This is a genomic window from Edwardsiella piscicida (assembly GCF_021733145.1).
In the GTDB taxonomy this organism is placed as follows: Bacteria; Pseudomonadota; Gammaproteobacteria; order Enterobacterales; family Enterobacteriaceae; genus Edwardsiella; species Edwardsiella piscicida.
Genome location: NZ_CP090968.1, coordinates 44260 through 66531 on the forward strand (window position 1 = coordinate 44260; position 22272 = coordinate 66531).

General features: G+C 54.0%; 30 protein-coding genes. 13 read left to right on the forward strand and 17 right to left on the reverse strand.

Going from position 1 to position 22272, the window contains the following annotated elements:
• Positions 1 to 57 precede the first annotated feature (57 nt).
• Together L1P05_RS00200 and L1P05_RS00205 are read right to left on the reverse strand one after the other, a co-directional pair.
• Entirely contained in the window at positions 58 to 1158 is a 1101-nt protein-coding gene (locus tag L1P05_RS00200) for a hypothetical protein (RefSeq protein WP_012846923.1), read from the reverse strand.
• A gap of 149 nt (positions 1159 to 1307) precedes the next feature.
• Complete coding sequence (locus L1P05_RS00205) at positions 1308 to 1502, reverse strand: helix-turn-helix transcriptional regulator (protein WP_012846924.1); 195 nt, start codon at positions 1500 to 1502, stop codon at positions 1308 to 1310.
• Between the two features lie 189 nt (positions 1503 to 1691).
• Here L1P05_RS00205 and L1P05_RS00210 point away from each other — a divergent pair, with 189 nt between their 5' ends.
• A complete protein-coding gene (locus L1P05_RS00210) occupies positions 1692 to 2261 on the forward strand; it encodes a hypothetical protein (protein WP_012846925.1) in 570 nt (189 codons plus the stop codon).
• On the opposite strand, the gene L1P05_RS00215 is transcribed toward L1P05_RS00210, so the two are convergent.
• From L1P05_RS00215 to L1P05_RS00235, 5 genes are all read right to left on the reverse strand, one after another.
• Positions 2258 to 3178 carry a tyrosine-type recombinase/integrase gene (locus tag L1P05_RS00215; RefSeq protein WP_012846926.1) on the reverse strand — a complete coding sequence of 307 codons (921 nt, stop codon included), beginning with the start codon at positions 3176 to 3178 and terminating at the stop codon, positions 2258 to 2260. The two genes, L1P05_RS00210 and L1P05_RS00215, sit on opposite strands and share 4 nt — an antisense overlap.
• Before the next feature lie 42 nt (positions 3179 to 3220).
• Positions 3221 to 3664 (reverse strand): RadC family protein, encoded by a 444-nt coding sequence (gene radC / locus L1P05_RS00220; protein WP_012846927.1) that lies wholly within the window; start codon positions 3662 to 3664, stop codon positions 3221 to 3223.
• A complete protein-coding gene (locus L1P05_RS00225) occupies positions 3651 to 4202 on the reverse strand; it encodes a hypothetical protein (protein ID WP_146203336.1) in 552 nt (183 codons plus the stop codon). Before L1P05_RS00225 ends, radC (L1P05_RS00220) begins: the two co-directional genes overlap by 14 nt.
• Positions 4203 to 4287: 85 nt before the next feature.
• A complete protein-coding gene (locus L1P05_RS00230; RefSeq protein ID WP_012846929.1) occupies positions 4288 to 4710 on the reverse strand; it encodes a DUF2787 family protein in 423 nt (140 codons plus the stop codon).
• Between the two features lie 381 nt (positions 4711 to 5091).
• Positions 5092 to 5493 carry a hypothetical protein gene (locus L1P05_RS00235; RefSeq protein ID WP_041692472.1) on the reverse strand — a complete coding sequence of 134 codons (402 nt, stop codon included), beginning with the start codon at positions 5491 to 5493 and terminating at the stop codon, positions 5092 to 5094.
• Between the two features lie 121 nt (positions 5494 to 5614).
• Between L1P05_RS00235 and L1P05_RS00240 the strand changes: the two genes are divergently transcribed.
• The 6 genes from L1P05_RS00240 (at position 5615) to L1P05_RS00265 (ending at position 8656) form a co-directional block, all read left to right on the forward strand.
• Positions 5615 to 5887, forward strand: a complete 273-nt coding sequence (locus tag L1P05_RS00240) for a helix-turn-helix domain-containing protein (RefSeq protein ID WP_041692473.1) — start codon at positions 5615 to 5617, stop codon at positions 5885 to 5887.
• Positions 5884 to 6405 carry a hypothetical protein gene (locus tag L1P05_RS00245; RefSeq protein ID WP_019846368.1) on the forward strand — a complete coding sequence of 174 codons (522 nt, stop codon included), beginning with the start codon at positions 5884 to 5886 and terminating at the stop codon, positions 6403 to 6405. Before L1P05_RS00240 ends, L1P05_RS00245 begins: the two co-directional genes overlap by 4 nt.
• 13 nt (positions 6406 to 6418) lie before the next feature.
• Positions 6419 to 6787, forward strand: coding sequence for a hypothetical protein (locus L1P05_RS00250; protein ID WP_012846935.1), 369 nt, complete (start codon positions 6419 to 6421; stop codon positions 6785 to 6787).
• 66 nt (positions 6788 to 6853) lie between these two features.
• Entirely contained in the window at positions 6854 to 7324 is a 471-nt protein-coding gene (locus L1P05_RS00255; protein WP_226989542.1) for a hypothetical protein, read from the forward strand.
• 182 nt (positions 7325 to 7506) lie between these two features.
• Complete coding sequence (locus L1P05_RS00260) at positions 7507 to 8262, forward strand: hypothetical protein (RefSeq protein ID WP_071818492.1); 756 nt, start codon at positions 7507 to 7509, stop codon at positions 8260 to 8262.
• 40 nt (positions 8263 to 8302) lie between these two features.
• Entirely contained in the window at positions 8303 to 8656 is a 354-nt protein-coding gene (locus L1P05_RS00265) for a hypothetical protein (RefSeq protein ID WP_041692474.1), read from the forward strand.
• Positions 8657 to 8713: 57 nt separating this feature from the next.
• Here L1P05_RS00265 and L1P05_RS00270 read toward each other — a convergent pair whose 3' ends face one another.
• From L1P05_RS00270 to L1P05_RS00280, 3 genes are all read right to left on the reverse strand, one after another.
• Entirely contained in the window at positions 8714 to 9694 is a 981-nt protein-coding gene (locus L1P05_RS00270) for a hypothetical protein (RefSeq protein ID WP_012846940.1), read from the reverse strand.
• Positions 9695 to 9739: 45 nt separating this feature from the next.
• Positions 9740 to 11008, reverse strand: a complete 1269-nt coding sequence (locus L1P05_RS00275; protein WP_012846941.1) for a tyrosine-type recombinase/integrase — start codon at positions 11006 to 11008, stop codon at positions 9740 to 9742.
• 198 nt (positions 11009 to 11206) lie between these two features.
• Positions 11207 to 12070, reverse strand: coding sequence for a YicC/YloC family endoribonuclease (locus L1P05_RS00280; RefSeq protein WP_012846942.1), 864 nt, complete (start codon positions 12068 to 12070; stop codon positions 11207 to 11209).
• Between the two features lie 132 nt (positions 12071 to 12202).
• Here L1P05_RS00280 and rph point away from each other — a divergent pair, with 132 nt between their 5' ends.
• Positions 12203 to 12919, forward strand: a complete 717-nt coding sequence (gene rph, locus L1P05_RS00285; RefSeq protein ID WP_012846943.1) for a ribonuclease PH — start codon at positions 12203 to 12205, stop codon at positions 12917 to 12919.
• A gap of 82 nt (positions 12920 to 13001) precedes the next feature.
• Positions 13002 to 13643 carry an orotate phosphoribosyltransferase gene (gene pyrE, locus L1P05_RS00290; protein ID WP_012846944.1) on the forward strand — a complete coding sequence of 214 codons (642 nt, stop codon included), beginning with the start codon at positions 13002 to 13004 and terminating at the stop codon, positions 13641 to 13643.
• Positions 13644 to 13680: 37 nt separating this feature from the next.
• Here pyrE and slmA read toward each other — a convergent pair whose 3' ends face one another.
• The 3 genes from slmA to coaBC form a co-directional block, all read right to left on the reverse strand.
• On the reverse strand, positions 13681 to 14277 hold the full coding sequence (slmA, locus tag L1P05_RS00295; RefSeq protein ID WP_012846945.1) for a nucleoid occlusion factor SlmA: 597 nt from the start codon (positions 14275 to 14277) through the stop codon (positions 13681 to 13683).
• Between the two features lie 105 nt (positions 14278 to 14382).
• Positions 14383 to 14841, reverse strand: a complete 459-nt coding sequence (gene dut / locus L1P05_RS00300; RefSeq protein ID WP_012846946.1) for a dUTP diphosphatase — start codon at positions 14839 to 14841, stop codon at positions 14383 to 14385.
• Positions 14819 to 16036: a bifunctional phosphopantothenoylcysteine decarboxylase/phosphopantothenate--cysteine ligase CoaBC gene (coaBC, locus tag L1P05_RS00305; RefSeq protein WP_014524147.1), complete on the reverse strand. Its 1218-nt coding sequence runs from the start codon at positions 16034 to 16036 to the stop codon at positions 14819 to 14821. Before coaBC ends, dut begins: the two co-directional genes overlap by 23 nt.
• Positions 16037 to 16225: 189 nt before the next feature.
• Here coaBC and radC (L1P05_RS00310) point away from each other — a divergent pair, with 189 nt between their 5' ends.
• The 4 genes from radC (L1P05_RS00310) to mutM all read left to right on the forward strand — a co-directional run bounded on the left by radC (L1P05_RS00310) (position 16226) and on the right by mutM (position 18469).
• The gene (gene radC / locus L1P05_RS00310; RefSeq protein ID WP_012846948.1) at positions 16226 to 16912 is read left to right on the forward strand and encodes a RadC family protein; all 687 of its coding nucleotides are present in this window, start codon (positions 16226 to 16228) and stop codon (positions 16910 to 16912) included.
• A gap of 238 nt (positions 16913 to 17150) precedes the next feature.
• Positions 17151 to 17387, forward strand: coding sequence for a 50S ribosomal protein L28 (gene rpmB, locus L1P05_RS00315; RefSeq protein ID WP_015460658.1), 237 nt, complete (start codon positions 17151 to 17153; stop codon positions 17385 to 17387).
• Positions 17388 to 17398: 11 nt separating this feature from the next.
• The gene (gene rpmG / locus L1P05_RS00320) at positions 17399 to 17566 is read left to right on the forward strand and encodes a 50S ribosomal protein L33 (protein WP_005290066.1); all 168 of its coding nucleotides are present in this window, start codon (positions 17399 to 17401) and stop codon (positions 17564 to 17566) included.
• Positions 17567 to 17659: 93 nt separating this feature from the next.
• Positions 17660 to 18469, forward strand: coding sequence for a bifunctional DNA-formamidopyrimidine glycosylase/DNA-(apurinic or apyrimidinic site) lyase (mutM, locus tag L1P05_RS00325; RefSeq protein WP_012846950.1), 810 nt, complete (start codon positions 17660 to 17662; stop codon positions 18467 to 18469).
• Here the strand turns inward: mutM and coaD are convergent.
• The 4 genes from coaD to L1P05_RS00345 all read right to left on the reverse strand — a co-directional run bounded on the left by coaD (position 18466) and on the right by L1P05_RS00345 (position 22269).
• Positions 18466 to 18951 (reverse strand): pantetheine-phosphate adenylyltransferase, encoded by a 486-nt coding sequence (gene coaD / locus L1P05_RS00330; protein WP_012846951.1) that lies wholly within the window; start codon positions 18949 to 18951, stop codon positions 18466 to 18468. The two genes, mutM and coaD, sit on opposite strands and share 4 nt — an antisense overlap.
• A complete protein-coding gene (locus tag L1P05_RS00335; protein ID WP_012846952.1) occupies positions 18948 to 19724 on the reverse strand; it encodes a glycosyltransferase family 2 protein in 777 nt (258 codons plus the stop codon). The genes coaD and L1P05_RS00335 overlap by 4 nt, the downstream gene beginning before the upstream one ends.
• 2 nt (positions 19725 to 19726) lie before the next feature.
• The gene (gene waaA / locus L1P05_RS00340; protein ID WP_012846953.1) at positions 19727 to 21001 is read right to left on the reverse strand and encodes a lipid IV(A) 3-deoxy-D-manno-octulosonic acid transferase; all 1275 of its coding nucleotides are present in this window, start codon (positions 20999 to 21001) and stop codon (positions 19727 to 19729) included.
• Positions 21002 to 21174: 173 nt separating this feature from the next.
• Positions 21175 to 22269 (reverse strand): glycosyltransferase, encoded by a 1095-nt coding sequence (locus tag L1P05_RS00345; RefSeq protein WP_012846954.1) that lies wholly within the window; start codon positions 22267 to 22269, stop codon positions 21175 to 21177.
• Positions 22270 to 22272 lie beyond the last annotated feature (3 nt).

Sequence of the window (22272 nt, forward strand, 5' to 3'; positions counted from 1 at the left end):
TTTTGCCGCGTGCAGGAGCATGTAGCGGCGTCCCTGCCGCTGTGTTGCCTGAAAGGCTTATTTCCCGCGTGATTTGAGCCATTTCTGGCGATGTTTGAGTTCCCAGTTCTGCGGCTGAGCCAGAATACCCAACGTATCCAGTACCAGCGGTAACCGATCCCAGATGGCCTCTGCGTCAAACAGTGCCACACGGTACTTTTTCATGCGCTTATCCACGCGTTTATTTGCGGCTTCCTTGGTTGTGCTGACGGCCTTACCGTTCAGCTTACTGGCTGGCTTAAACTTCGCACGGGCAGCCGGAATGGGCATTTCCCCTAGCAGCCTTACGAAATCAGGGTCAAGCCCCTTATCCTCCAGCATATCCCGACGATAAATTACCAGACGGGATACCAGATTGGTCATATGCGACAGATTGCGCAGCATCAGCTTCTGTTTACCCGGCGAGAAACGCAGCTCCAGACGCAGGAAATGCTCAAGCTGGCTCTCCTCCAGTGTCAGCAATGCCGCAGCATAACGCTCCTCGACACTGAGAGATGGCACATTAACCTTGGCATAAACGGAGGCAACCAGCGTGCTTGAACCCAGCCGCAACCCTTCCTCGGGACCATTCAGATCATGGTATTCGCCTCCATGTACTTTTGAAAGGCCGATCAGATAATCATGCTGCTGCATTCCCACCACATCCAGCGCATAATGGATGGTTGTCACCCATGCGCTACGCAGCCCCCGGTACAGATATTTTCCGAGGCGTCCCTTGCGTCCCAGCCACAGGAACAGGTCAGTGATCTGCTCAGGTGTGTAGTGCTGTGGGCTGAACTCCATACGCATCGCACCACGAATCTTACTTGTGGGTGAAAAGTAGAGCATCATCAGCACTGGATGCACAGAGCGTTTGTCAGCAAGCCGGATCTCCACGACAGAGCGGTAGAGAGCATCACATTCTTTCTTACCTGCAGGACGGCATTTGACGAGATAGCCGCCATCCGATTTCAGGTCATTGAGGCGTTCAACCAGCACTTTATTTTGTACACTGCCAAGATCAGTTATCCACGACATTTTATCAATGTGGGCGTAACAGAGATTTCCGGCGCTATTTCGCATCAGACGAACTGCATTTTTCAGACTGTCCACGCGTTTACTGTCGTACGTATTTTTCATTGTCTGCTCCCGGCTTGTTTAAGCCAGCAACGGGCAATAGCAGTCCCCCCGGGTATATACGGGATCTCACTGCTATTACCTCTGATTAATGAGCTACCAGTTATAGTCGGTAGGTTGGGGGCTATATGAGGCTTATAGATGCGCGTGATTTACTTCACGCGCTCACGGTTGCTTATCCAGTTGTCGATATCGGAAGAGAGCCAGCCAACAGCACGCCCTTCCTGACCAGTCAACTTTATGCCCGTAGGGAACAGGCCTTTTGCGATTAGGCGGTACAGGGAGGCGTTCGAGATCCCGATGCGTTGCAGCACTTCTTTTTTGCGGAGAATTCGTTCTTGATACATAGCAGTGTTCCTTGCTTCGTTTGTGGAACACGGCATTTACAACGCGATTTCAGCTATTTTTTTCCTCAAAACCGGGTAGCAGCATGCGTTACTGGCTGAATTGATGAAAAAACGGCAAATTGAAGAGAAAATGGCGATTGAGTATGATGACGCCTCATTGTTCAAAATTAAACCAATGAATTTCACTGTATGAAAAACAACCGAATCAGAAAAAGTGACAAACGTGATGCCGAATGGCACAGGAACGTCTATGACAGGAATAAAGAATTTAATGTGTTCCAGAAAGAGTTCTATCTCGGCGATAACACGCTAAAGAAAATGGCCGTGATGTATCGAGAATTTTTTGGTCAGACAATGAATCTGTCCAACGTTGACAGGCACAAGGCCAGCGAGATTGTCAGTTTCTGTATCAATCATTGCTTCAATGAATTCTTCTGCAAACAAGGCAGTGAATCTGTGGAACATGATTTACCAGTAAGAATCGAAACAGCTTTCACACCAGACGGCAGAGAGCTTTATGACAAGTATCAGTATGCAAAAGGCTATTTTGATCGATTGATGACGGGTGATAGTGATAAAGAAAAAATCAGATCTGTTGCCGAAAGATTAAACAAAGCTGAAATCCCTCCATTAGGTCTTGTCAGGTTTAACGGGGCCAGGAGCTGGACGCCGGATATGGTTGAATGGTTGTTGGACACAGCTAATCTTAATAAAGTTATCGGGACCTATAATCGTACATCGAAAGAGGCAGAATTTTAAAATCGCAGCGCCGATGAAGCATGGGTCAGCATCGTTGTTGAACGCCTGTCATAGAGCGCGGTCGTGCTGATATCACTGTGCCCGGCAAGCTGGCGTACGATATTGAGGTCGGTACCCTGTTCCAGCAGCCGGGTGATAAATGTGCGGCGCAGATCATGGGGCGTGAACAGGTGGATTTGCGCAGTTTCCTGTAGCTGGCGCAGTATCCCCGCCAGCCCTGCTGTAGTGAGTGGCTGACCTGTAACGCTCCCGCTGCGGTGAATGCGACAGAACAGGCTGTCATGGTCGGCGCTGACCTTTATCCATGCCGCCAGCGCTTTCCCGACTGGCGGGGCCACCACGACAGCACGTTTCTTGCGCCCTTTCCCCTGCCGGACAGTCAGTGTCCGGGTGGCAACGTCATAATCGTGGCTCTCCAGCGTCACCAGTTCCCCAGCCCGCAGCCCGGCTCCGCACAGCGTCAGCAGTAGCGCCCGGTCGCGATTCTGGCGGACTTTACAGGGATGGGTCTTTGTCGCATTCAGTAACAGCCTGACCTCTTCCTTACTCAGGGCGCGTCCTGCCGCCTCACTGTCGCTCCGCATGCCTTTTACCGCTTTAATACGCGCCAGCGCGTCCGCATCCATCTGCCCGAGATTAAACGCGGTCTGCGCCACCCCTTTCAGGGCCGCCAGCACCATATTGATGGTCGCCACGGCATAGCCCTGTTCCGCCAGCGTGGCGCGGAGGGTTGCCACATGGACATAACGCAGTGCTGACCAGTCATGGCTGTCTGCGGTGGCGTTGTGCCGGAGTATGGTGGCGCTGAGGTTCAGCAGGGAGCGCATACTGCGGCGTCCGCTCGGGGCCAGCCCGTCCAGCCAGACGCTGGCGGGGTTGATGGTGGTGTGTGATGATGTTCTGCGTTGCTGCGGCATACAGCCTCCATTAATGCACATTAACCAAAGTCAGCGTGTGCCCTACAGCAGCCCACGCTCCGCCATCGAGACCGTATGGTCCCCGGCGACAATAAAGTGGTCCGGGATACGGACATCAATCAGTGCCATCGCCTGTTGTAAGCGCCGGGTCAGCGCAATATCGGCGTCACTGGCCTCCGGATGCCCTGACGGGTGGTTATGAACCAGAATCACGGCAGCGGCGTTGTGTTGCAGCGCCAGTTTCACCACTTCGCGGGGGTAAACGGCTGTCTGGTTCAGCGTGCCGTAAAACAACTCACGCCACAGCAGTACCCTGTTGCGGTTATCCAGCAGCAGTACGCCAAATACTTCATTCTCCCGTAGCGCCAGAGTGAACAGCAAAAAGTCACGCACCTCGTCCGGGGATGTCAGTGCCCTGCCTCGTCTGACGGTGGCTCTGAGCAGTTTCCGCGCCTGTTCAATCAGCAAACGCTCACTCGTGGTCATGGTTTGATGCTCCCCGTTCGATAAAGTAGATGGCCTGACGGTAAAGCTGGTGTTTGCCGCGCTCCTCTCGCAGGGACCAGCGACTGCGATGAATGCGTCTGTAGGTGTAGCTGTCGAAAAAGTACAGCCACTCGCTGTCCATGTGACTGACCACAGTCCAGTGGTACTGGTCTCCCAGCAATACAACCCTGTCGGGATGATGGTCGAGCCACTGTTGGCACTGCGTGAGGATATGGCGGGTGCTAAGTTTCGGGATATCCATGAAGGGTTTACTGAATGTGAAGGGCCAGCGTTGCTGGCAGCGGGTCCGGAGGAAGTCCAGCATCGCGTCAAGCTGGTCAGGCTCAGTGCCGGTGGTCAGGCAGACGGTAATGTCATACTCCTGGCTGAACCAGTGAACTATCGCCCGGAACAGAGGCTTTCGTCTGAGGCGCGGGTGGAGCCAGCTCAGGGCATTCACCACACTGTACAACCCACAAAGGGTGTCGAGGTCTCCCTGTACGGCAGGCCGCAGGGTGTTACTGTTTTGCTGTTTCATATACTGAGCCATTGTTGAAAGTTAACGGCTCATGACGTCATGAGTACTTTTTATTACTGCGCGCGTGGTCTGACTGTTGTGATTATCAGCGTTCCTGCTGAACGGTGACCGTGTAAATCTTCATCCGGCAGTAGCGGATAAAGTTGCGCTGCCACAGCTCAAACAGCGCCCCGCCTTCTTCTGCGTCCGTGTCACCTATCAGGATGTGCCATATGTAGCTTTGGCTCCAGCAGACATCGAATTCCTTCTCCAGCTCAGGCCATGGGTGGCCCATATAGCTGAAATCGGTCACGTAGTCGAAATACCAACCATCCGCATGACGGGTGAGACGGATTTCCACCGGGTGGAAGCCACCGGATTCGGCGGAGTATTTCGGGTCGCGGAAATTCAGGGTAACGGCAGGAGGAAAAAGCGGTGGCGGGGGTAAGTATTCAGTTATTATATTTATAAAGGCCCGGCTGACGGGTAAGTGCAGCCCTGACTGATGAACAGTCATATTCTCTTTCATGATGAACTCCGTTTATTGATGACGGATATATGGCACCGGGTGATGCATATTTACGGTGAAAATGGTCGTCTTTTATATGGCAATATTTTCTGACTGAGCTGCCATGACAGCTACATAAATAACGTCATTTCCCGGCTAGCAAATATATTCAAACGTTATTCACACTGTAATAACTTACTGATAGTGGTGAATCGTGGACATCAGCAACTCTCCCGAAAAAAGGATAATAAGGACAGTGGGTGATATATGGCGTCATGCCATGAATGCTGACACATACAAAATAGACGTGTGTCAGCACAGTCAGTATAGCAAAATGGCATACGTAATGCAATGCCATTTTGAGAATAAAGTATTTTTATTCAGTACCTTACAACAAGATGGCTATTTTTGACTGGCTGATGACTGACCCTGTTCAAGATCTTCGGCTACCTGCGCCAGTGCCAGTTTCAGCATCCGGTCACGTGAAGCGGGAGACATAGTGCGGAATAGCTGTATCCACAGGCTGAGTTTGTCATCCGATGGCAGCTTAACCGCCTCTCTCTCACTTTTCAGGGACATCCCTGCGGCACTGATGTGATAGACAAACCCTTTCCCGCGCGTGCGTTTGCGCCTGATTTCGGGATGTAGCTCCGCCAGCTTCTCGAGCCGCAGACGAACACCTTTCGCCGTGCCGGGCATACCTTCTATTTCAGCTTTGGCGAACTGTTCGGCCGTCAGCCAGTCGTTTTCTTCTTCACTTCCGGTACGTACCCTTCCGGAAGAATTTTGTGCATCTTTGACCATAAAATATTTCACCAGATATCAGAGAGTTATAAGAAAGCCCATCAAATTCGTAAAAAGGAACTTGATAACTACCTTTTATTCCCTTTTAATATCTACGTACTAAGTGTGTGGAATGACTACCATGACTAACTCATCAGCTTCGCAGAAAAAACGAAGTAAGGGAAGTGCGCAGGACTGGCACCGGGCTGATATCGTGGCCGCCCTGCACAAGCGCGGCATCACGCTGGCCGGGTTGTCCCGTGCCCACGGACTCGCTGCACGGACCCTCAGCAATGCCATGGAACGCCACTATCCACGGGCAGAGCGGCTGATAGCGCAGGCGCTGGATATGCGCCCGGAGGACATCTGGCCTCAGCGTTACCGGAACAAAAAAACAGACGGAGAAAAGGAATGAGTGTGAGCGTCAGTGAGGTGGTGAACAGTTTCAGTTATCTCTATGCATCACTGTGGCGGAAGGAATTCACCAAGACATTGCGCCCCGGCGAATACAGCGAAAGAGAACTTTTGCCCCTGCTCAGATTCTACCTTTTAGGCCGGTTCGGCGATAAGGTGTCGCCGGAAGTGCCGGGGATATTGCCGGGTGCCCTGCGGGGTTCCGGACGGCTGGATTTTTTGATTGGTGATGTGGCGGTGGAGTTTGCTGTCAGACGGAGATATGACCGGGCCTGCACACTGCGTCCGGAATATCAGGCGACAGAAGTTAAAAAACTGCTGAAATACGACGGGAAAGGGGTTCTGATACTGTTTGACTTATCCTACTCTCCGCTGACGCTTTCTGTTATCAGGGAGTACAGGTCTTTACCCGCTATGGGTAATCACATCAAAACCTCGTTTCATGTCGCCTATTTTTACCGTAACGAAAACGGCGGAACAGACCACATTCGCCGCCACGTGCGTATATTCAGAAAATAAAGCGGGGATGACTATGAATACCATGCAGTTCGAAGGGCAATGCGTTTTTAACGAAGGTGATTCTTTCATATTTAATACATTCCGCATCACTGAACGCGGAGACATTCTGGTTGAGATATCCGGTGACAGTATTACTGACCGTTACGCACTGAGCTGTCGGCTGCAAAAAGAAAACGGCAGATACAGTGGCTGTGGCGTAATTGAATATTCAGGAAATAAAAGTATACGGACAGACACGGTCTTTCTGTCGATACAGGAAAGTGATATATCGTTCAGTGACGATATCTGCATGATTAAACGAGGCCAGTGGGAATTAAAAACCCCGGACGGAAGTGAGATATATTATTTCAGCGGCGAACTTGAGCGAATAATGGCTGACTGATACCGGTAAAAATCGCAACAGGAACACATTACCGTACATACTGAGATACAGTTTACAGGGGAATATATGAAAATCCTTATCCCGGCTGTTCTTTTTGTTTCCACGGCTGTATCAGCCAAATGTTTAAATCATGATCCGGCATTTCCGGGTTCCTATCTCGGGGGGATGGAAAACGCGATGGTTGTGGCCCCGACTGAAAGCGGGTATGTGGGGATGCCAATGACAGATTATGTCTGTAGCCAGTATTATATACTCAACAACCCAGTTGTTCGCATCAATGTGCGTGGTGGAAATACAAAACTGCGCAATCAGGTAGTAACCATCGATATCATGGGCAGGTATATGAACTCAGGAAACCCTGCTTTTGTCAGACTCGCACGCATCAGTCAGACACAATTTCAACCATTACAAAGTGAAAGTAAGAATTTTACACCGGCTTCTAACCTGGAAAATGTGAAGGAACTGGTCTCTGGCCTGCAGTCATCCGGGTATAGTTACGTGGACTCCGCATTTATGAATCCCAGCAACACCTGGTAATATATTCTGTATTGTCGTGACAGAAATCATATCCGTCACTATAAACACAGTGATTACGCGCATAATTCAGCAACAGTGATATTATATCACTTTAGCAGCGAACGAGTTCATTCGCATATTAAACTACATGCGTGGCTGATTTATAACACAGAAAATAAAGAGGCGCCAGCACCGGGGTTATTATGCATAATAAAAAAAGCAGATATAAATTCCAGTCTTTTTTCTGGATGTATTTAAAAGCCATTGGGTGTCACCATATTAAACGCGGTAAATTTACCGATATATATGGTGATATAAGTTTTAACACAGAGGCTGGCAGAAGGCTGCGAATCCCTGCCAGGGTTAATTTTCATGGAAAGGTCAGGATTACGCAGACTAACAAATTATCGCCGAACATCATCTTCTTCAATGAATTTCACGTATTACCTCTCGCCATTGGTACAATTGATACCCATAAAACTTCTCACCTCCGAATTCCGAAAAGTACACGATTTATGTCTGACGTCTTTCTGAATACGTTTCACGGGAGATGGCCGGATAGTGTTCATACCATTAAAGGTCATTTTTTCTGGACCTACTCATATATTAAGAAAATGCCAGAGGTATTTTCTATTCATGGGGATATTAACCTTAGTGGTTCTGGAGTTAAACAGTTACCTAACGAACTGACAGTGCTGGGTGATGCCATCATGCCCGGAATACACACCAGAAGGCTGCCTGACAGAATGAATATGAGCCAGTCCCTAAGGCTGTCATTTTCAACACTGGAAGCATTACCTGCGGGACTTAGCATTCCGGGTGACCTCAGTATCAAAAATACCCGCATCAGCCAGCTTCCTGATGACCTCTGTGTTGGTGGAAACTTGAATATAACAGGAACAACAATCAGCATTATTCCTGAAACAGGATTTATCGGCGGTGAAATATTGCGTGATTAATAATCAATTGCGGTATTTATTTAAAGCTAAGGAGAAACAAATGAAGAAAACAACTGCGGCTCTGATACTGATGCTCATGACTACAGCCGTTAATGCTCATGAGTATGTTAAACCTGATGCAGGGCTCACTCTGACACCTCAGGGCGAAAATATGGCGTTCAGTATTAACTCATCTTATGGTGATGAATCAGGGGTCTGTAATCTGGAAGGTGTTGCACAACCACTCCCCGCAGGGAAAGGGCAGAAACATCGATGGGGCTGGAGCGACAGCAGCAGTCAGTGCGTTGCCGTAATCAGTGAGGACAAGAATGGCAAAATGACTGTCTCGACAAAAGGATGCGACGGCTACTGTGGTATGAATGCTGTGGGTTCGATGGACGGACGATATCACTGAAAATAGACACCAACTAAAGGCATCCTATAAATTATGGGGTGCCCTGCTAATAATCTATTAAAATGGGTAATCATCATCAGAAGATGGTGTTTGTTTTTTTAGAATCGAGTCTGGAAGAGATAAATTACTGACAGTGTATAAATTAATAATATCATCTCGATCCATAAATAATATTTGGCTTCGTTTAGTGGCATCTAGTTTTCCACCCAACCAATTTTTCGCCTGTTTAGTGATCTCGCCTCCAGCAACGATGAACGCATGGTCAACCAAAACCTTCCTATTTGTTTCAGGATCAAAAATTTCGTGCCCAAGCATCATTAGAACCTGATTATATATTTCAGCAATATTGGCATTAGTACTACGTCCCATACCAGAAGCATCTAGCTTGCCTTTCTTAGCTTGTATTCCGAAGTATAAAACATGTTGCGTCGGTAAAACAAAACGCATCCATATATCTTTGCCATACTCTAGAGCTTTGTCTTTGTGGCCAGCAGCAGTGATTCGGTGATAGCCTAATTGGCGAAATAATGGGATTAAGATTTCTTCAATTAAGTCATCCTCAGAACAACTGGTTAAATAATTAGCCAGCAGTTCTCTGCGCTTTATTTCTTGTAGTGTAAAGGGTCTATGTGGGTTAGAAATAATGGAAACTGTTTTAGTTCCAGAGTGGCGTATATATAATAGTCGATCTTCCCCATAAAAAGCTTCGTAACCTTCTCTGTTTAGAGGTTTATTTAAGGATTCTAAAGCTAGTTCCCTTTCAGGATCATGATCCTCCGCATCGGCTTTAGCCATTAACACTCGCAACACATTAACAAATCTCTCTGGTAATGTATTTGCTGCTGGTTGGGGCTCTTCGAGTAATTCAGAAATTCGATCAACAGTCCATGCCCATCTTGTTGAGCCGTCATGGGTAAAATCAAGGTCACACTCTTCGAAAAATTGTGTTATGTAACTGCTTGAGCGGTAGGGGAAGTACTCGGCGTCACCAATAATCATCTCGGCAATGGCGCGTAAATTTCTTGGCTTAAATTTCACGAGGCTCCCTCTTATTGCTAAAGAAACGTTTTATTACTATGCAGTTTAACTGATCTTTTTGTTGTTTTTTATTGGCATCACATTGTAATCCTCACCACGCTCCAGTGATACCAACAATGCTGCCCATTGATCTAAGGCTGCTTTACGTTCCTGAAAGTACTCATAACGGTTATAAATGCCTTCAACGCCCTTGATGCGATGGTTTAAACAGCGTTCTGCGACAACCGGGTCAACGCCTAATGCGGCTAGGTGTGAGCGCCCTGTGCGGCGGAAATCATGGATGGTGAAATTTGGTACCTCAGGGAGGTTGCTGCGCACTTTTGCCAGCGCGACGGGCAGTGTGCTTTCCTGTATGTGAGGGATCATTCTGTGTTGCATTTTACGCGCAGGTAATACCCACTGGCTATTGAGTGACATTTGGCGTAGCTCTTTCAACCACTCAACGGTTATCGTTGGTAAGGGGATATCAATAGCATCACCGTTCTTTACCCGCTCGGCAGGTAAATGCCAGATAGCGTTATCTAAATCAAATTCAACCCACTGAGCAGCGCAGAGTTCCATTTTTCTACAGCAGAGGGCAAGTAGAAGCTTCATGGTCAACTCGTTTTGCCGAGAAAATCCTTGAGTAATACGCATGGCCTGAAAGAATTTAATCAGTTCTTCTCTGGTCAGCCAGCGTTCACGGGATTTCTCTTTACCTCCAGCATCAGCGATCTCAAACGCTGTTGTGGGGTTGCTCTCCAGCATATGGCGTTTGATCCCATAGTTGAAGATGCGGCGGGTCCAGCGGAGGACATCATTAGCCACTGTAGGAGCGTTTCGTGCGATGATTTTCTGCAACATATCATCAATATGGCGAGGGCGAACATCTTCGATTTTAAGATGCCCAATATTTGGATTGATGTCTTTTTCGATACGACGGCGCAGGATATCTGGATGCTTCCAGTTCCCTAAGATCTGGCGCTCAAAGTACTCTTGGGCTAGTTCGGCAACCTTTAGGGCATTTTTTTCTTCTTCTATCTTTTTGAGCGCCTCAGCTTTGCGTTCCTGCTTTTCTCCTGCAACGTCGTAACCCAGCGCAACACGAGCGGAAAGTTCTTTAGCCGTTTCTCGTGCTTTAGCGAGTGAAAGTTCAGAGTAAGTGCCAATAACCATTGCTCTCTGTTTCCCGACAAACCGGTAGCGGAAGCGCCAGAATGGAATGGCGTAGTTTTTAGGAAAACATAAATACAGACCATTACCATCAGAACGGCCATCAAATCGTTCCCCAGATCGCACCCATGCTTTGATCTGGATATCCGTTAGTTTCGCCATCACTCGTCCCCAATGAAGTTCTTACTGTGTACATAACTGTATGTGTACATAATCTGATTATATACACAACTATATACACGGTAAACGTGTGCTGTAGTGAGATCATGTGAGATTCTATGGAATCAAAAAAGCCCGTTATTACGCGGGCTTGTTGATATCTCTGAGATGTTGTGAGACTTCAAGAGTTCGACTTGGAATTTACTCGATGTTTTGAATCTGCTCGCGCATCTGCTCGATGAGCACCTTCAGCTCAATGGCAGAGGCGGTGATATCGGCGTTGATCGACTTGGACGCCAGGGTGTTCGACTCGCGGTTGAACTCCTGCATCATAAAGTCCAGGCGACGGCCGACGGCCTCTTTCTTCTTCAGGATGACGTAGGTTTCTTTCACGTGGGCATCCAGGCGATCCAGCTCTTCGGCCACGTCGATACGCTGAGCCATCAGCACCAGCTCCTGCTCCAGACGGTTGTTTTCCAACTGTACCTGGGCTTCCTCCAGCTTGCTGACCAGACGCTCGCGCTGCCACTGCAGGATTTCCGGCATCCGGCTGCGCACCTTGGCCACCTCCGCGGATACGGCCTCCAGACGCTGTTCGATCAGCTGCTTCAGGGCGCTGCCCTCACGCTCGCGCGCGTCGATAAAGTCGTCGATGGTGCCGTCCAGCGCGGCGAGCAGCTCGCTGCCGATGGCGTCCAGATCCTGCTCGGCGGCCGCCATCACACCGGGCCAGCGCAGGACGTCCAGCGGGTTGATTTCACCCTCGTCGCTCTGCAGTTTGACCCAGTTAGCGGCATCGACCAGCTGTTTAGCCAGGCTTTCGTTGAGGATCAGGGCGCTCTGGGCGCTCGGATCCAGTTCGAAGCGCAGGTTGCACTCGACCTTGCCACGGGTCAGGCGGGTGCGCAGGCGCTCACGGATCACCGGCTCCAGACTGCGGAACTGCTCCGGAAGACGGATATAGGTTTCCAGATAGCGCTGGTTTACTGAGCGCAGCTCCCAGGCTGCGCTGCCCCAGTTACCCTTGACTTCGCGTCGGGCGTAAGCGGTCATGCTACGGATCATAGTGCCTGCCTATTACTAAAACGGTGTGTGTTGTCGGGATTATAGCCCCGCGGCGTCCTGCGTGATAGGCATAAGCAGATGAAGGCCGTATAATGCGCAGCCGATTACTGAATTACCTGCGGAGATGAGCTTATGCGTCCTGAAGGCCGAGCTGCCGGACAGATCCGTCCACTGCGTTTGACCCGTCACTATACCAAGCATGCGGAAGGGTCCGTGCTGGTGGAGTTTGGCGATACCAAAGTGCTGTGTACCGCCAGCGTTGATGAAGGGGTGCCGCGCTTTTTAAAAGGCCAGGGACAGGGGTGGGTCACCGCAGAATACGGCATGCTGCCGCGTTCTACCCATAGCCGCATGGCGCGCGAGGCGGCCAAGGGCAAGCAGGGTGGCCGTACCATGGAGATCCAGCGGCTGATCGCTCGTTCGCTGCGGGCGGCGGTAGATCTGAAGAAGCTGGGCGAGTTTACCATCACCCTGGACTGCGATGTGATTCAGGCGGACGGTGGAACCCGTACGGCGTCGATCACCGGAGCCTGCGTGGCGTTGGCCGATGCGCTGGGCGCGCTGGTGGCCGCCGGTAAGCTGAAGGAGAGCCCGCTGAAGGGCATGGTGGCCGCCGTTTCGGTGGGGATCGTGGCCGACGAGGCGGTGTGCGATCTGGAGTATGTGGAAGACTCCGCCGCGGAAACCGATATGAACGTGGTGATGATGGAGGACGGTCGGATGATCGAGGTGCAGGGCACCGCCGAAGGCGAACCGTTCAGCCATGAAGAGCTCTTGACGTTGCTGGCGCTGGCCAGAGACGGCATAGGACAGATTATCCAGGCGCAGAAGACGGCGCTGGAGCAGTGATTTTTAGGCGACTGAATAAGTCGCTTTTTTTTGCCCGCGGGGTGGGCATCCGTCGCGTTAACAGACTTTGAAGGAGAAAAGTATGAAGGCCTATCAGCGCCGTTTTATTGAATTCGCACTCAGCAAGCAGGTGCTAAAGTTTGGCGAGTTTACGCTGAAGTCCGGGCGCACCAGCCCCTATTTCTTTAACGCCGGCCTGTTTAACACCGGGCGAGATCTGGCGCTGCTGGGGCGTTTCTATGCGGAGGCCCTGGTGGACAGCGGGATTGCGTTTGACGTGCTGTTCGGGCCAGCCTACAAAGGGATCCCGATTGCGACCACAACGGCGGTGGCCCTGGCTGAGCACCACGATCGGGATATGCCTTACTGCTTTAACCGTAAAGAGGCCAAGGATCACGGTGAAGGCGGCACGCTGGTAGGCAGTGCGCTGGTCGGGCGGGTGATGCTGGTGGACGATGTGATCACTGCCGGTACCGCGATTCGCGAGTCGATGTCGATTATCCAGGCCAACGGGGCGGCGCTGGCCGGCGTGCTGATCTCTCTTGATCGTCAGGAGCGCGGCCGCGGCGAACTGTCGGCGATCCAGGAGGTGGAGCGTGACTACGGCTGCCGGGTGATTTCAATCATCACCTTAGGCGATCTGATCCGCTATTTGGAAGAGCAGCCGGAGATGGCGCAGCACCTGGCGGCAGTAAAAGCGTATCGCGCCCAGTACGGGGTGTGAGTTGCCGATGGCCGCCGTCTGGCGGCCATCGTTGGGATCACTGCAGCTGGCAGGCCAGGAGCGGCCAGCGTGTCTCGAACTCCTGCGTGGGGCGGTAGCGGAACTCTGAGCGCACGAAGCGCGATAGCATACCCTCGCAAAACGCCAGAAGCTGGCTGGCCAGCAACGTCTCGTCGTGGTCAAAGCCGCTGCCTTCGCGCAGTCGGCGCTCTTTTAATACCTGGCGCAGCTGGGCCTCAATGCGCTCGAACAGCTGGTTGATTCGCCCCTGTAGGCGATCCTGCTCAAACATCAGGGCATGGCCGGTCATAATCCGGGTTAACCCAGGATTGCGTTCGGCAAAACCCAAGATCAGCAGAAGAATAAGACGAAGCCGGTTGAAGGTGTCTTTTTCATCCTGCAGTATAAGATTGATGCGCGATGTCAGCGTGTCCTCGATAAACTCGATAAGACTGTCGAACATCCGCGTTTTACTGGGAAAATGGCGATAAAGTGCGGCTTCTGAAACGCCGACGTTCGCCGCCAGTTTTGCTGTCGTGATGCGTTGACTGCCGTCGCTGGACTCCAGCATCTGCGCCAGCGCCTGTAAAATCTCTTCGCGACGGTTCCTTTTCGTATTTTCTTTTTCTGCCATGCCTGACAAGACCCTTGCTAAACGGCGAAAACGGATTTCCCACAACAGACACCGCCGCACCAGGGTGCGACGGTGATTAGGCTTGGTAGCGTTGCGTGCGGCGGATTAGTGGCGGCCAGAGTGGCCAAAACCGCCGTCGCCGCGCGCGCTGCCCTCAAAGGATTCCACCAGATTAAAGTCGGCCTGCACCACCGGTACCAGTACCAGCTGCGCAATGCGCTCGCCCGGCTCAATGGTAAAGGGGGTCTGCCCACGGTTCCACACGGAAATCATCAGCTGCCCCTGGTAGTCGGAGTCGATCAGCCCGACCAGGTTACCCAGCACGATGCCGTGCTTGTGGCCCAGGCCGGAGCGCGGCAGGATCACCGCCGCCAGAGACGGATCGGCAATGTGAATAGCCAGTCCGGTGGGCAGCAGGGTGGTTTCACCCGGCGCGAGGACGACGGCGCGGTCCAGGCAGGCGCGCAGATCCAGGCCGGCGGAGCCGGGGGTGGCATAGGTCGGCAGCGGAAACTGTTGGCCGATGCGCGCGTCGAGGATTTTAACGTCGATTTTTTTCTTCATAATGTCTGACGATCTCATTGATTAAGGTGCAGCCCAGGCGGGATTTACTGCTGAGCGGCAACCGTTTGTCACCCTGGGGCCAAAAAAGATGTAAGGCATTGGTATCGCTATTAAAACCCTGCCCATCTTGTGAAACGTCGTTGGCGCAGATCAGGTCGAGCCCTTTACGCGCCAGCTTTTGTTTGGCGTATTCTTCCACATTCTGCGTTTCAGCGGCAAATCCTACCACAAACGGACGCGCTTCGGTCATGGCGGCGACGCCGGCGACGATATCCGGATTTTTCACCAGCGTCAGCGTCAGCGTATCGCCCTGCTGCTTTTTCATCTTCTCTGGCGCGATCTGCTGCGCGCGGTAGTCGGCGACGGCGGCGCAGGCGATGAAGATATCGCAATCACGCGCGCGCTGGGCAACGGCCGCCTGCATGTCCAGTGCGCTCTGCACATCGACACGCGCTACGCCTGGCGGGGTAGGCAGGGCGACCGGCCCACTGATCAGCGTCACCTGCGCGCCGCGGCGGGCGGCGGCTTCAGCGATGGCAAAGCCCATTTTACCGGAGCTGTGGTTGCTGATAAAACGCACCGGGTCCAGCGCTTCGCGCGTTGGGCCGGCGGTGATGATCAGCCGGTAGGCCGCCAAGTCCTGACTCTGGCTGAAGTGTTGCTCGGTAAGGCTGACCAGCGTCAGCGGATCCAGCATGCGCCCTGGGCCGACGTCACCGCAGGCCTGCTCTCCGCTGTCTGGGCCCCAGATCAGCGCCCCACGCCGCGCCAGGGTGGCCAGATTGTCCTGCGTGGCGGCGGCGCGGAACATCTGCTGATTCATCGCCGGCGCGATGGCGAGAGGGGCAGCGCTGGCCAGGCACAGGGTGGCCAGCAGATCGTCCGCCATGCCGGCGGCCAAGCGTGCCATCAGGTCCGCCGTTGCGGGGGCTAACAGTACCAGGTCGGCCCATTTTCCCAGCGCGATGTGTCCCATCGAGGCTTCGGCCGCCGGATCGAACAGATCGTCGGCAACCGGATATCCAGAGACGGCCTGCAGCGTCAGGGGGGTGATAAAGGCCTGTGCCCCTTTGGTCATGACTACGCGCACCTCTGCGCCGCGCTCGCGCAGTCGACGTACGATTTCCGGGCACTTATAGGCGGCTATCCCGCCGCTGATGCCCAACAGGATGCGTTTGCCGCGAAGTACAGTCATGGTGTTGGTTCCGTTGAAAGCCCAAGGTTGGCAAGATTTTATCATAACCGGTTTCCTCTCGCCGACTCTGCAACAACCACGGAAAGCCTGCGTAAGGCCGCACAGTTTTTATCTGTGCTAGTTGGTGCTGTTTATTTATACAGTTAATTTATGCCCATCGGTAGTCTGGCGGATGGGGGAGGCGGGGCGATGGCGCAGGGTAAGGGCGAGGGCGGCTGGCCGCAGGGGGCGCTGCCGAGGGAAAAGCTACTCGCGCTGGGCGCGGCAGCGCTCAGCGATCGTGAGCTGCTGGCGCTGTTTCTGCGCACGGGGCTGCCGGGGGTACATGTGATACAGCTGGCGGAGCGGCTGCTGCAGCGCTTTGGGTCGCTACAGGGGGTGCTGCGGGCAGATGTCGATACCTTCTGCGCCAGCCAGGGGCTGGGCATCGCCAAGTTTGCCCAGCTTCAGGCGGTTATTGAGCTATCGCGACGGGTGCTACGGCACCGTATCGGTGAGGAAAGCGCGATTACCAGCCCCGATCTGACGGCGCTATACCTGCAGAATCTCTTCGTTTCACTGGAGCGCGAAATCTTTGTCGTGCTGTTTTTAGACAATCAACACCGTGTTATTCGATCTGAGCAGATGTTTTCAGGTACTATAAACTGCGTGGATGTATATCCACGAGAAATCGTCAGGGAAGCGCTTAAGCTGAATGCTGTGGCGTTAATCCTGGCGCACAATCACCCGTCGGGCAATCCCGAACCCAGTGTGGCGGACCGTTTGTTAACGGAGCGCGTGGCTAAGGCCTGCGCACTGGTGGATATTCAGGTTCTCGATCATATGGTCATCGGCCATGGTCAGCGGGTTTCCTTTGCTGAACGTGGGTGGATTTAATCATATTTTTCGCGATCCTGAGGGATCTTTAGCTGTTCGGGTCTTGAGCACATGCGCTCTAGAGCGTATACTACGCCACCTTTGAGAATCTAGGTTGTGGCGTTAAGAGCCTATCTCAGCAGGTTTCGACCTGACTCAGAGTCTACTCGGCGGAGTTTGTCGGGATGGGCTCTAAAGCCTGACGAGGCGGCCACATCCTATACGAAGCTCGAGCTGATTTGATTTTTGGAGAATAGACATGTCCCGAGTCTGCCAAGTTACTGGCAAGCGTCCGGTGACCGGTAACAACCGTTCCCATGCGCTGAATGCGACCAAACGCCGTTTTCTGCCTAACCTGCACTCACACCGTTTTTGGGTTGAAGGTGAGAAGCGCTTTGTAACTCTGCGTGTATCTGCTAAAGGTATGCGTGTTATTGATAAGAAGGGTATCGAAGCGGTTCTGGCCGATCTGCGTGCCCGTGGTGAGAAGTATTAAGGAGCTGAATCATGGCTAAAGGTATTCGCGAGAAGATCAAGCTGGTTTCCTCTGCTGGTACTGGTCACTACTACACCACTACCAAGAATAAACGTACCAAACCGGAAAAATTGGAACTGAAAAAGTTCGATCCGGTGGTACGCCAGCATGTGATCTACAAAGAAGCTAAAATTAAATAATTTTAGTGGAATTGGAAAAACCCGGCTCTGCCGGGTTTTTTTTTGTCCATTCGCCCCTATCTATAGCCTAGGCTGTTTTTTCAGAGAGGGGTTATGCCTGAATTACCGGAAGTAGAAACCAGCCGGCGCGGTATTGCGCCGTTTTTGGAGGGGAAAACGCTCTCCCATCTGACGGTGCGCCAGCCGCGCCTGCGCTGGCCGGTTTCCGAAACGCTGCTGACGCTGCGCGATCGGCCGATACTGAGCGTGCAGCGGCGTGCCAAGTATCTGCTGCTGGCGTTGCCTGAGGGGTGGATCGTCATCCATCTTGGCATGTCGGGTAGCGTCAGGATCCTGCCGGCACAGACGCCGCCGCAGAAGCACGATCACGTCGATCTGCTGCTGACGGATGGCATGATGCTGCGCTATACCGATCCGCGCCGCTTTGGCGCTTGGCTGTGGTATGACGATCTGGCGACGGCCAGCGTACTGGCGCATCTGGGGCCGGAGCCGCTCAGCGAGGCGTTCAGCGCAGAGTACCTGCTGGAGAGGGCGCGCGGTCGGCGTACGGCGGTGAAGCCGTGGCTGATGGATAACACGCTGGTGGTCGGCGTCGGTAACATCTATGCCAGCGAGTCGCTGTTCAGTGCACAGATCCATCCGGATCGTCTGGCGGGATCGCTGAGCGCAGATGAAGCGAGCCTGCTGGTGCAGACGATCAAGGCGGTGCTGCAGCGATCCATCGATCAAGGCGGGACGACGCTGCGCGATTTTTTACAGGCGGACGGTAAGCCGGGCTACTTTGCGCAGCAGCTACAGGTCTACGGGCGGGCGGGGGAGGCGTGTCTGACCTGCGGCACGACCATCAAGAGTAGCAAGCATGGGCAGCGCACCACGTTTTACTGCCCACACTGCCAGCGTTAAGCGTTGCGCAGACGAGCCATAAGCGTCCGGGCTACCGGCTCGGGTAGAAATGCGTCGACATCGCCGCCGTGGCGCGCGACCTCCTTCACCAGCGAGGAGGAGATAAAGGACCAGGCCTCTGCCGGCATCAGGAATACGCTTTCCAGCGTCGGCATGAGGTGGCGATTCATATTGGCCAGCTGCAGCTCATATTCAAAGTCAGAGACGGCGCGCAGCCCCCGCACTAAGATATTGGCCCGCTGGCGCTGCGCAAAGTGCGCCATCAGCTCGCTGAAGCCCTGTACCTCAACGTTAGCCAGATGGGCGGTCACCTCACGCGCCATGGCGACGCGCTCCTCTAGGGTGAAAAGCGGCCGTTTGCCAGGGCTGGCGGCGATGGCCAGGATCACGCGGTCGAACATATGCGCGGCGCGCGTCACAATGTCCAGATGTCCATTGGTCAGCGGGTCGAATGTACCCGGATAAATCGCTGTGCGGCTCATAAAGGCGTTTTTTCCGTATAGCCATGCTGCAGTGCCCACAGCTCGGCATATTTGTTAAATGTGTACTGTGCGTTGACGACGGCCAGCAGCCATCCCTGTTTCCCGTCCAACACGCCGCCGCGCAGCAGCAGGGTTTTTAGCAGGGCGCCGACGGTATGGCTGAATATGCCCAGCATGGATGTCTTTTTACCGCGGGCGTGGCGCTCATGCGCCCAGGCCGTGGCATAGCACAGCTGTTTTTGCTGGAATCCGGTAAAATCACGACAGGTCAGGTGTAGCAGATCGCCCTGCAGCGGCGTGACGGACGCGCCGCGACACGCCAGAGACTCGTGGACCGGGCTAGTGTCATAGCCGTAGCGCTGACGCGGGTAGAGGCGGATCACCCGGTCTGGATACCAGCCGCTGTGACGCATAAAGCGCCCCAAGAATAGATTGCGGCGGGCGATACTGTATACCCGCTCGGTGACCGGCTGCGTGAGCACCTGGGCGATGGCCTCTTTCAGCGCCGGTGTGACGCGCTCATCGCTGTCGATCATCAGAATATAGTCACCGCTGGCATACTGCTGCGCCCGCTGGCGCTGGATGCCGAATCCTTGCCAGTCGCGGCTTTCATAGACCTTGGCGCCGGCGGCCTGGGCGATACGCTGCGTCTCATCGCTGCTGCCGGAGTCCAGGACGATGATTTCATCGGCCCATGCCACGGAGGCCAGACACTCCGGCAGGAGGTCGGCTGCATTCTTGCAAATCAGGACGACGGAGAGGCGCGGTGGCATGGTCAGTGACTCCGTAGTGGCAGGTAGGGTAATAGCAGCTGCAGCAGACGCTGGAGAGCACCCTGATTCTGATGCAGTACCTCGACGGCGTGGCGGCCATACCACAGGCGGTAGTCCTCATCGGTCAGGAGGGTCGAGACCTCGTTGACCAGCGCATCGCCGTCCGCCACGCTGATCAAGCCGTCGGCCTGATGCAGCTTGGCACAAATGTCCTTGAAGTTAAAGGTATGGGGACCCATCAGCACCGGGATGGCGTGTGCGGCCGGCTCTAAAGGGTTATGTCCACCGCGCTCGATCAGGCTGCCGCCGACAAAGGCCAGATCGGCGATCCCATACAGCAGCATCAGCTCGCCCATGCTATCGCCGATCACCACCTGGGTCTGCGGCGTCGGGATTTCACCGCCGCTGCGCATCAGGTAGGTGAACCCCTCTTTTTGCGTCAGCAGCTCGGTTTCTTTAAAGCGTTCGGGGTGGCGGGGAACCAGGATCAGCAGCAGGTCGGGAAACTGGGCCAGCAGGCGACGGTGAGCCTGCAGAATGATGGCCTCCTCGCCTTGGTGGGTGCTGGCGGCGATCCACACCTTCCGGTGGGGAGCCCACTGGCGGCGCAGCGTGACGGCGCGGGCGGCCAGCTCTGGCGTGACCGAGATATCAAATTTAATGCTACCGGTGACGGCCAGCTGGCTACGCTTGAGCCCCAGCGCGATGAAGCGTTCACCATCCTCTTGGTTTTGCGCGGCGATCAGGGTGACTTTACGCAGCAGACGGCGCATAAATCCGCCCAGTTTGCCGTAGCCTTTGGCTGAGCGAGCAGAGAGGCGCGCATTGGCGATCACCAGCGGGATCTGGCGCTGATGCAGAGCAGAAATCATGTTGGGCCACAGTTCGGTCTCCATCACGATCACCAGTTTGGGGCGCACCGTGTTCAGAAAGCGCCGCATGGCGCCGGGGAGATCGTACGGTAGATAGACGTGATGCACATCGTTACCAAAGGCCGACATGACTCGCTCTGAGCCGGTCGGCGTCATGGTGGTTACCGTGATGGGCAGCGTTGGATAGCGGTGGCGCAGCGCCCGCACCAGCGGAACCGCAGCCAGCGTTTCGCCGACGGATACCGAGTGCAGCAGAATTCCACCCGGCGCAACCTTATTACGGCAGAATCCATAGCGTTCTCCCCAGCGTTTGCGGTAGGCGGGGGCTTTGCGGCTACGCAGCAGCAGTCTGAGCCAGATCAGGGGCTGAATAATATAAAGCAGTACGGTATATAACGATTCCAAGCTTGTATCCGTTATTTTTAGTATCGGCGGGCAAATTCTAAGCATTTCACAGCGCTAATGCCATTATTTTACCGATTTTCCCAGAATTTACATATTAATGCGGCCAGTGAGAATGCATGCCGCATTACGATCGCGAGGTGATACGGGTAGCGCTAGCTACCCGCGTCGGGCTATCAGGCTTTTCCGAGCTGGCGATAGCGCGTGCAAACGGCGGCGACGCCATATTGCTGCAGCTGTGTATCGTCGATAGCGGGGGGATGGCGATAAATATCCTGCAGGGTCTGTGCCAGAGAGGCTGCATCTGGGCGGCACAGGCCGCGCGCCAGATCGCCCGTCATGATTTCGGCTGGCCCACCGGGACAGCGCGTGCTAACCACGGCGGTACCCAGCGTAAGCGCCTCGACCAGTACATTGCCAAAGCCCTCACTGTCGGAGCTGACGACCAGGAGCCTGGCATGACGGATCCAGGGGTAGGGATTGGCTTGAAACCCGGCAAAATGTACCCGCTCCGCCACGTTAAGGGTTTTGGCCAATGCTCGCAGCGTGTGCTCCTGTTCTGGGCTGCCCTGCCCCAGTAGCACCAACGGTGCGCTAAGCCCGCTTTGCGCATAGGCCTCAAGCAGACGATCGTGCCGCTTGGCCGGATGGAAGCGCCCGACGTGGATCAGGTAGTCTTGCCCCTCCAGCGGACAGGGGGCATCGGCCGCGCGGCGAATAGCCTCGAGATCAAAGGGATTGGGAATGGTCTGTAGCTGCGCCGGCGTAACGTTGAACTGCTGGCAGAGATCCTCCCCCACGGCGTGAGAGACGGCGACGATTTGACGGCCCTGATAGATACGGCGGATCTTTTCACGCTTCAGCCAGCGGCTGAAGCCATGGCGATGTCCCAGATAGGAGGTGGAGAAGACGCCGTGCAGACAGAACCAGAGGTTATGGTCTCGCAGCAGGTGACTGCGGGCGACGATGCGATCGGTCTTGTGCAGGTTGGAGAGGACCAGATCATAGCGCCCCTTCTGCTCCGCGCTGGCGATCGCCTCATCCAACTGACGGGCCCGGCGCGACAGCTCACTCAGCTTGCGCCAAGGGGCGCGGCAGGTATCGCGGATGACGCGGTAGTCAAGGCCGTCAGGCAGCGGGTAATGGCAGACATCGCGCAGGGAGAACAGGGAGACGCTGTCACCCTGGGCCAAAAAATACTGTGCCAGCGTCAATACGACCTTTTCGGCCCCCCCGCCCGGGAGACCGTCGATAATCATTAAAATTCGCATAGT

Coding starts and splice junctions, on each gene's coding strand:
- L1P05_RS00200 (WP_012846923.1), bottom strand. CDS start 1,158: ATGAAAAATACGTACGACAGTAAACGCGTGGACAGTCTGAAAAATGCA.
- L1P05_RS00205 (WP_012846924.1), bottom strand. CDS start 1,502: ATGTATCAAGAACGAATTCTCCGCAAAAAAGAAGTGCTGCAACGCATC.
- L1P05_RS00210 (WP_012846925.1), top strand. CDS start 1,692: ATGAAAAACAACCGAATCAGAAAAAGTGACAAACGTGATGCCGAATGG.
- L1P05_RS00215 (WP_012846926.1), bottom strand. CDS start 3,178: ATGCCGCAGCAACGCAGAACATCATCACACACCACCATCAACCCCGCC.
- radC (WP_012846927.1), bottom strand. CDS start 3,664: ATGACCACGAGTGAGCGTTTGCTGATTGAACAGGCGCGGAAACTGCTC.
- L1P05_RS00225 (WP_146203336.1), bottom strand. CDS start 4,202: ATGAAACAGCAAAACAGTAACACCCTGCGGCCTGCCGTACAGGGAGAC.
- L1P05_RS00230 (WP_012846929.1), bottom strand. CDS start 4,710: ATGAAAGAGAATATGACTGTTCATCAGTCAGGGCTGCACTTACCCGTC.
- L1P05_RS00235 (WP_041692472.1), bottom strand. CDS start 5,493: ATGGTCAAAGATGCACAAAATTCTTCCGGAAGGGTACGTACCGGAAGT.
- L1P05_RS00240 (WP_041692473.1), top strand. CDS start 5,615: ATGACTAACTCATCAGCTTCGCAGAAAAAACGAAGTAAGGGAAGTGCG.
- L1P05_RS00245 (WP_019846368.1), top strand. CDS start 5,884: ATGAGTGTGAGCGTCAGTGAGGTGGTGAACAGTTTCAGTTATCTCTAT.
- L1P05_RS00250 (WP_012846935.1), top strand. CDS start 6,419: ATGAATACCATGCAGTTCGAAGGGCAATGCGTTTTTAACGAAGGTGAT.
- L1P05_RS00255 (WP_226989542.1), top strand. CDS start 6,854: ATGAAAATCCTTATCCCGGCTGTTCTTTTTGTTTCCACGGCTGTATCA.
- L1P05_RS00260 (WP_071818492.1), top strand. CDS start 7,507: ATGCATAATAAAAAAAGCAGATATAAATTCCAGTCTTTTTTCTGGATG.
- L1P05_RS00265 (WP_041692474.1), top strand. CDS start 8,303: ATGAAGAAAACAACTGCGGCTCTGATACTGATGCTCATGACTACAGCC.
- L1P05_RS00275 (WP_012846941.1), bottom strand. CDS start 11,008: ATGGCGAAACTAACGGATATCCAGATCAAAGCATGGGTGCGATCTGGG.
- L1P05_RS00280 (WP_012846942.1), bottom strand. CDS start 12,070: ATGATCCGTAGCATGACCGCTTACGCCCGACGCGAAGTCAAGGGTAAC.
- rph (WP_012846943.1), top strand. CDS start 12,203: ATGCGTCCTGAAGGCCGAGCTGCCGGACAGATCCGTCCACTGCGTTTG.
- pyrE (WP_012846944.1), top strand. CDS start 13,002: ATGAAGGCCTATCAGCGCCGTTTTATTGAATTCGCACTCAGCAAGCAG.
- slmA (WP_012846945.1), bottom strand. CDS start 14,277: ATGGCAGAAAAAGAAAATACGAAAAGGAACCGTCGCGAAGAGATTTTA.
- dut (WP_012846946.1), bottom strand. CDS start 14,841: ATGAAGAAAAAAATCGACGTTAAAATCCTCGACGCGCGCATCGGCCAA.
- coaBC (WP_014524147.1), bottom strand. CDS start 16,036: ATGACTGTACTTCGCGGCAAACGCATCCTGTTGGGCATCAGCGGCGGG.
- radC (WP_012846948.1), top strand. CDS start 16,226: ATGGCGCAGGGTAAGGGCGAGGGCGGCTGGCCGCAGGGGGCGCTGCCG.
- rpmB (WP_015460658.1), top strand. CDS start 17,151: ATGTCCCGAGTCTGCCAAGTTACTGGCAAGCGTCCGGTGACCGGTAAC.
- rpmG (WP_005290066.1), top strand. CDS start 17,399: ATGGCTAAAGGTATTCGCGAGAAGATCAAGCTGGTTTCCTCTGCTGGT.
- mutM (WP_012846950.1), top strand. CDS start 17,660: ATGCCTGAATTACCGGAAGTAGAAACCAGCCGGCGCGGTATTGCGCCG.
- coaD (WP_012846951.1), bottom strand. CDS start 18,951: ATGAGCCGCACAGCGATTTATCCGGGTACATTCGACCCGCTGACCAAT.
- L1P05_RS00335 (WP_012846952.1), bottom strand. CDS start 19,724: ATGCCACCGCGCCTCTCCGTCGTCCTGATTTGCAAGAATGCAGCCGAC.
- L1P05_RS00345 (WP_012846954.1), bottom strand. CDS start 22,269: ATGCGAATTTTAATGATTATCGACGGTCTCCCGGGCGGGGGGGCCGAA.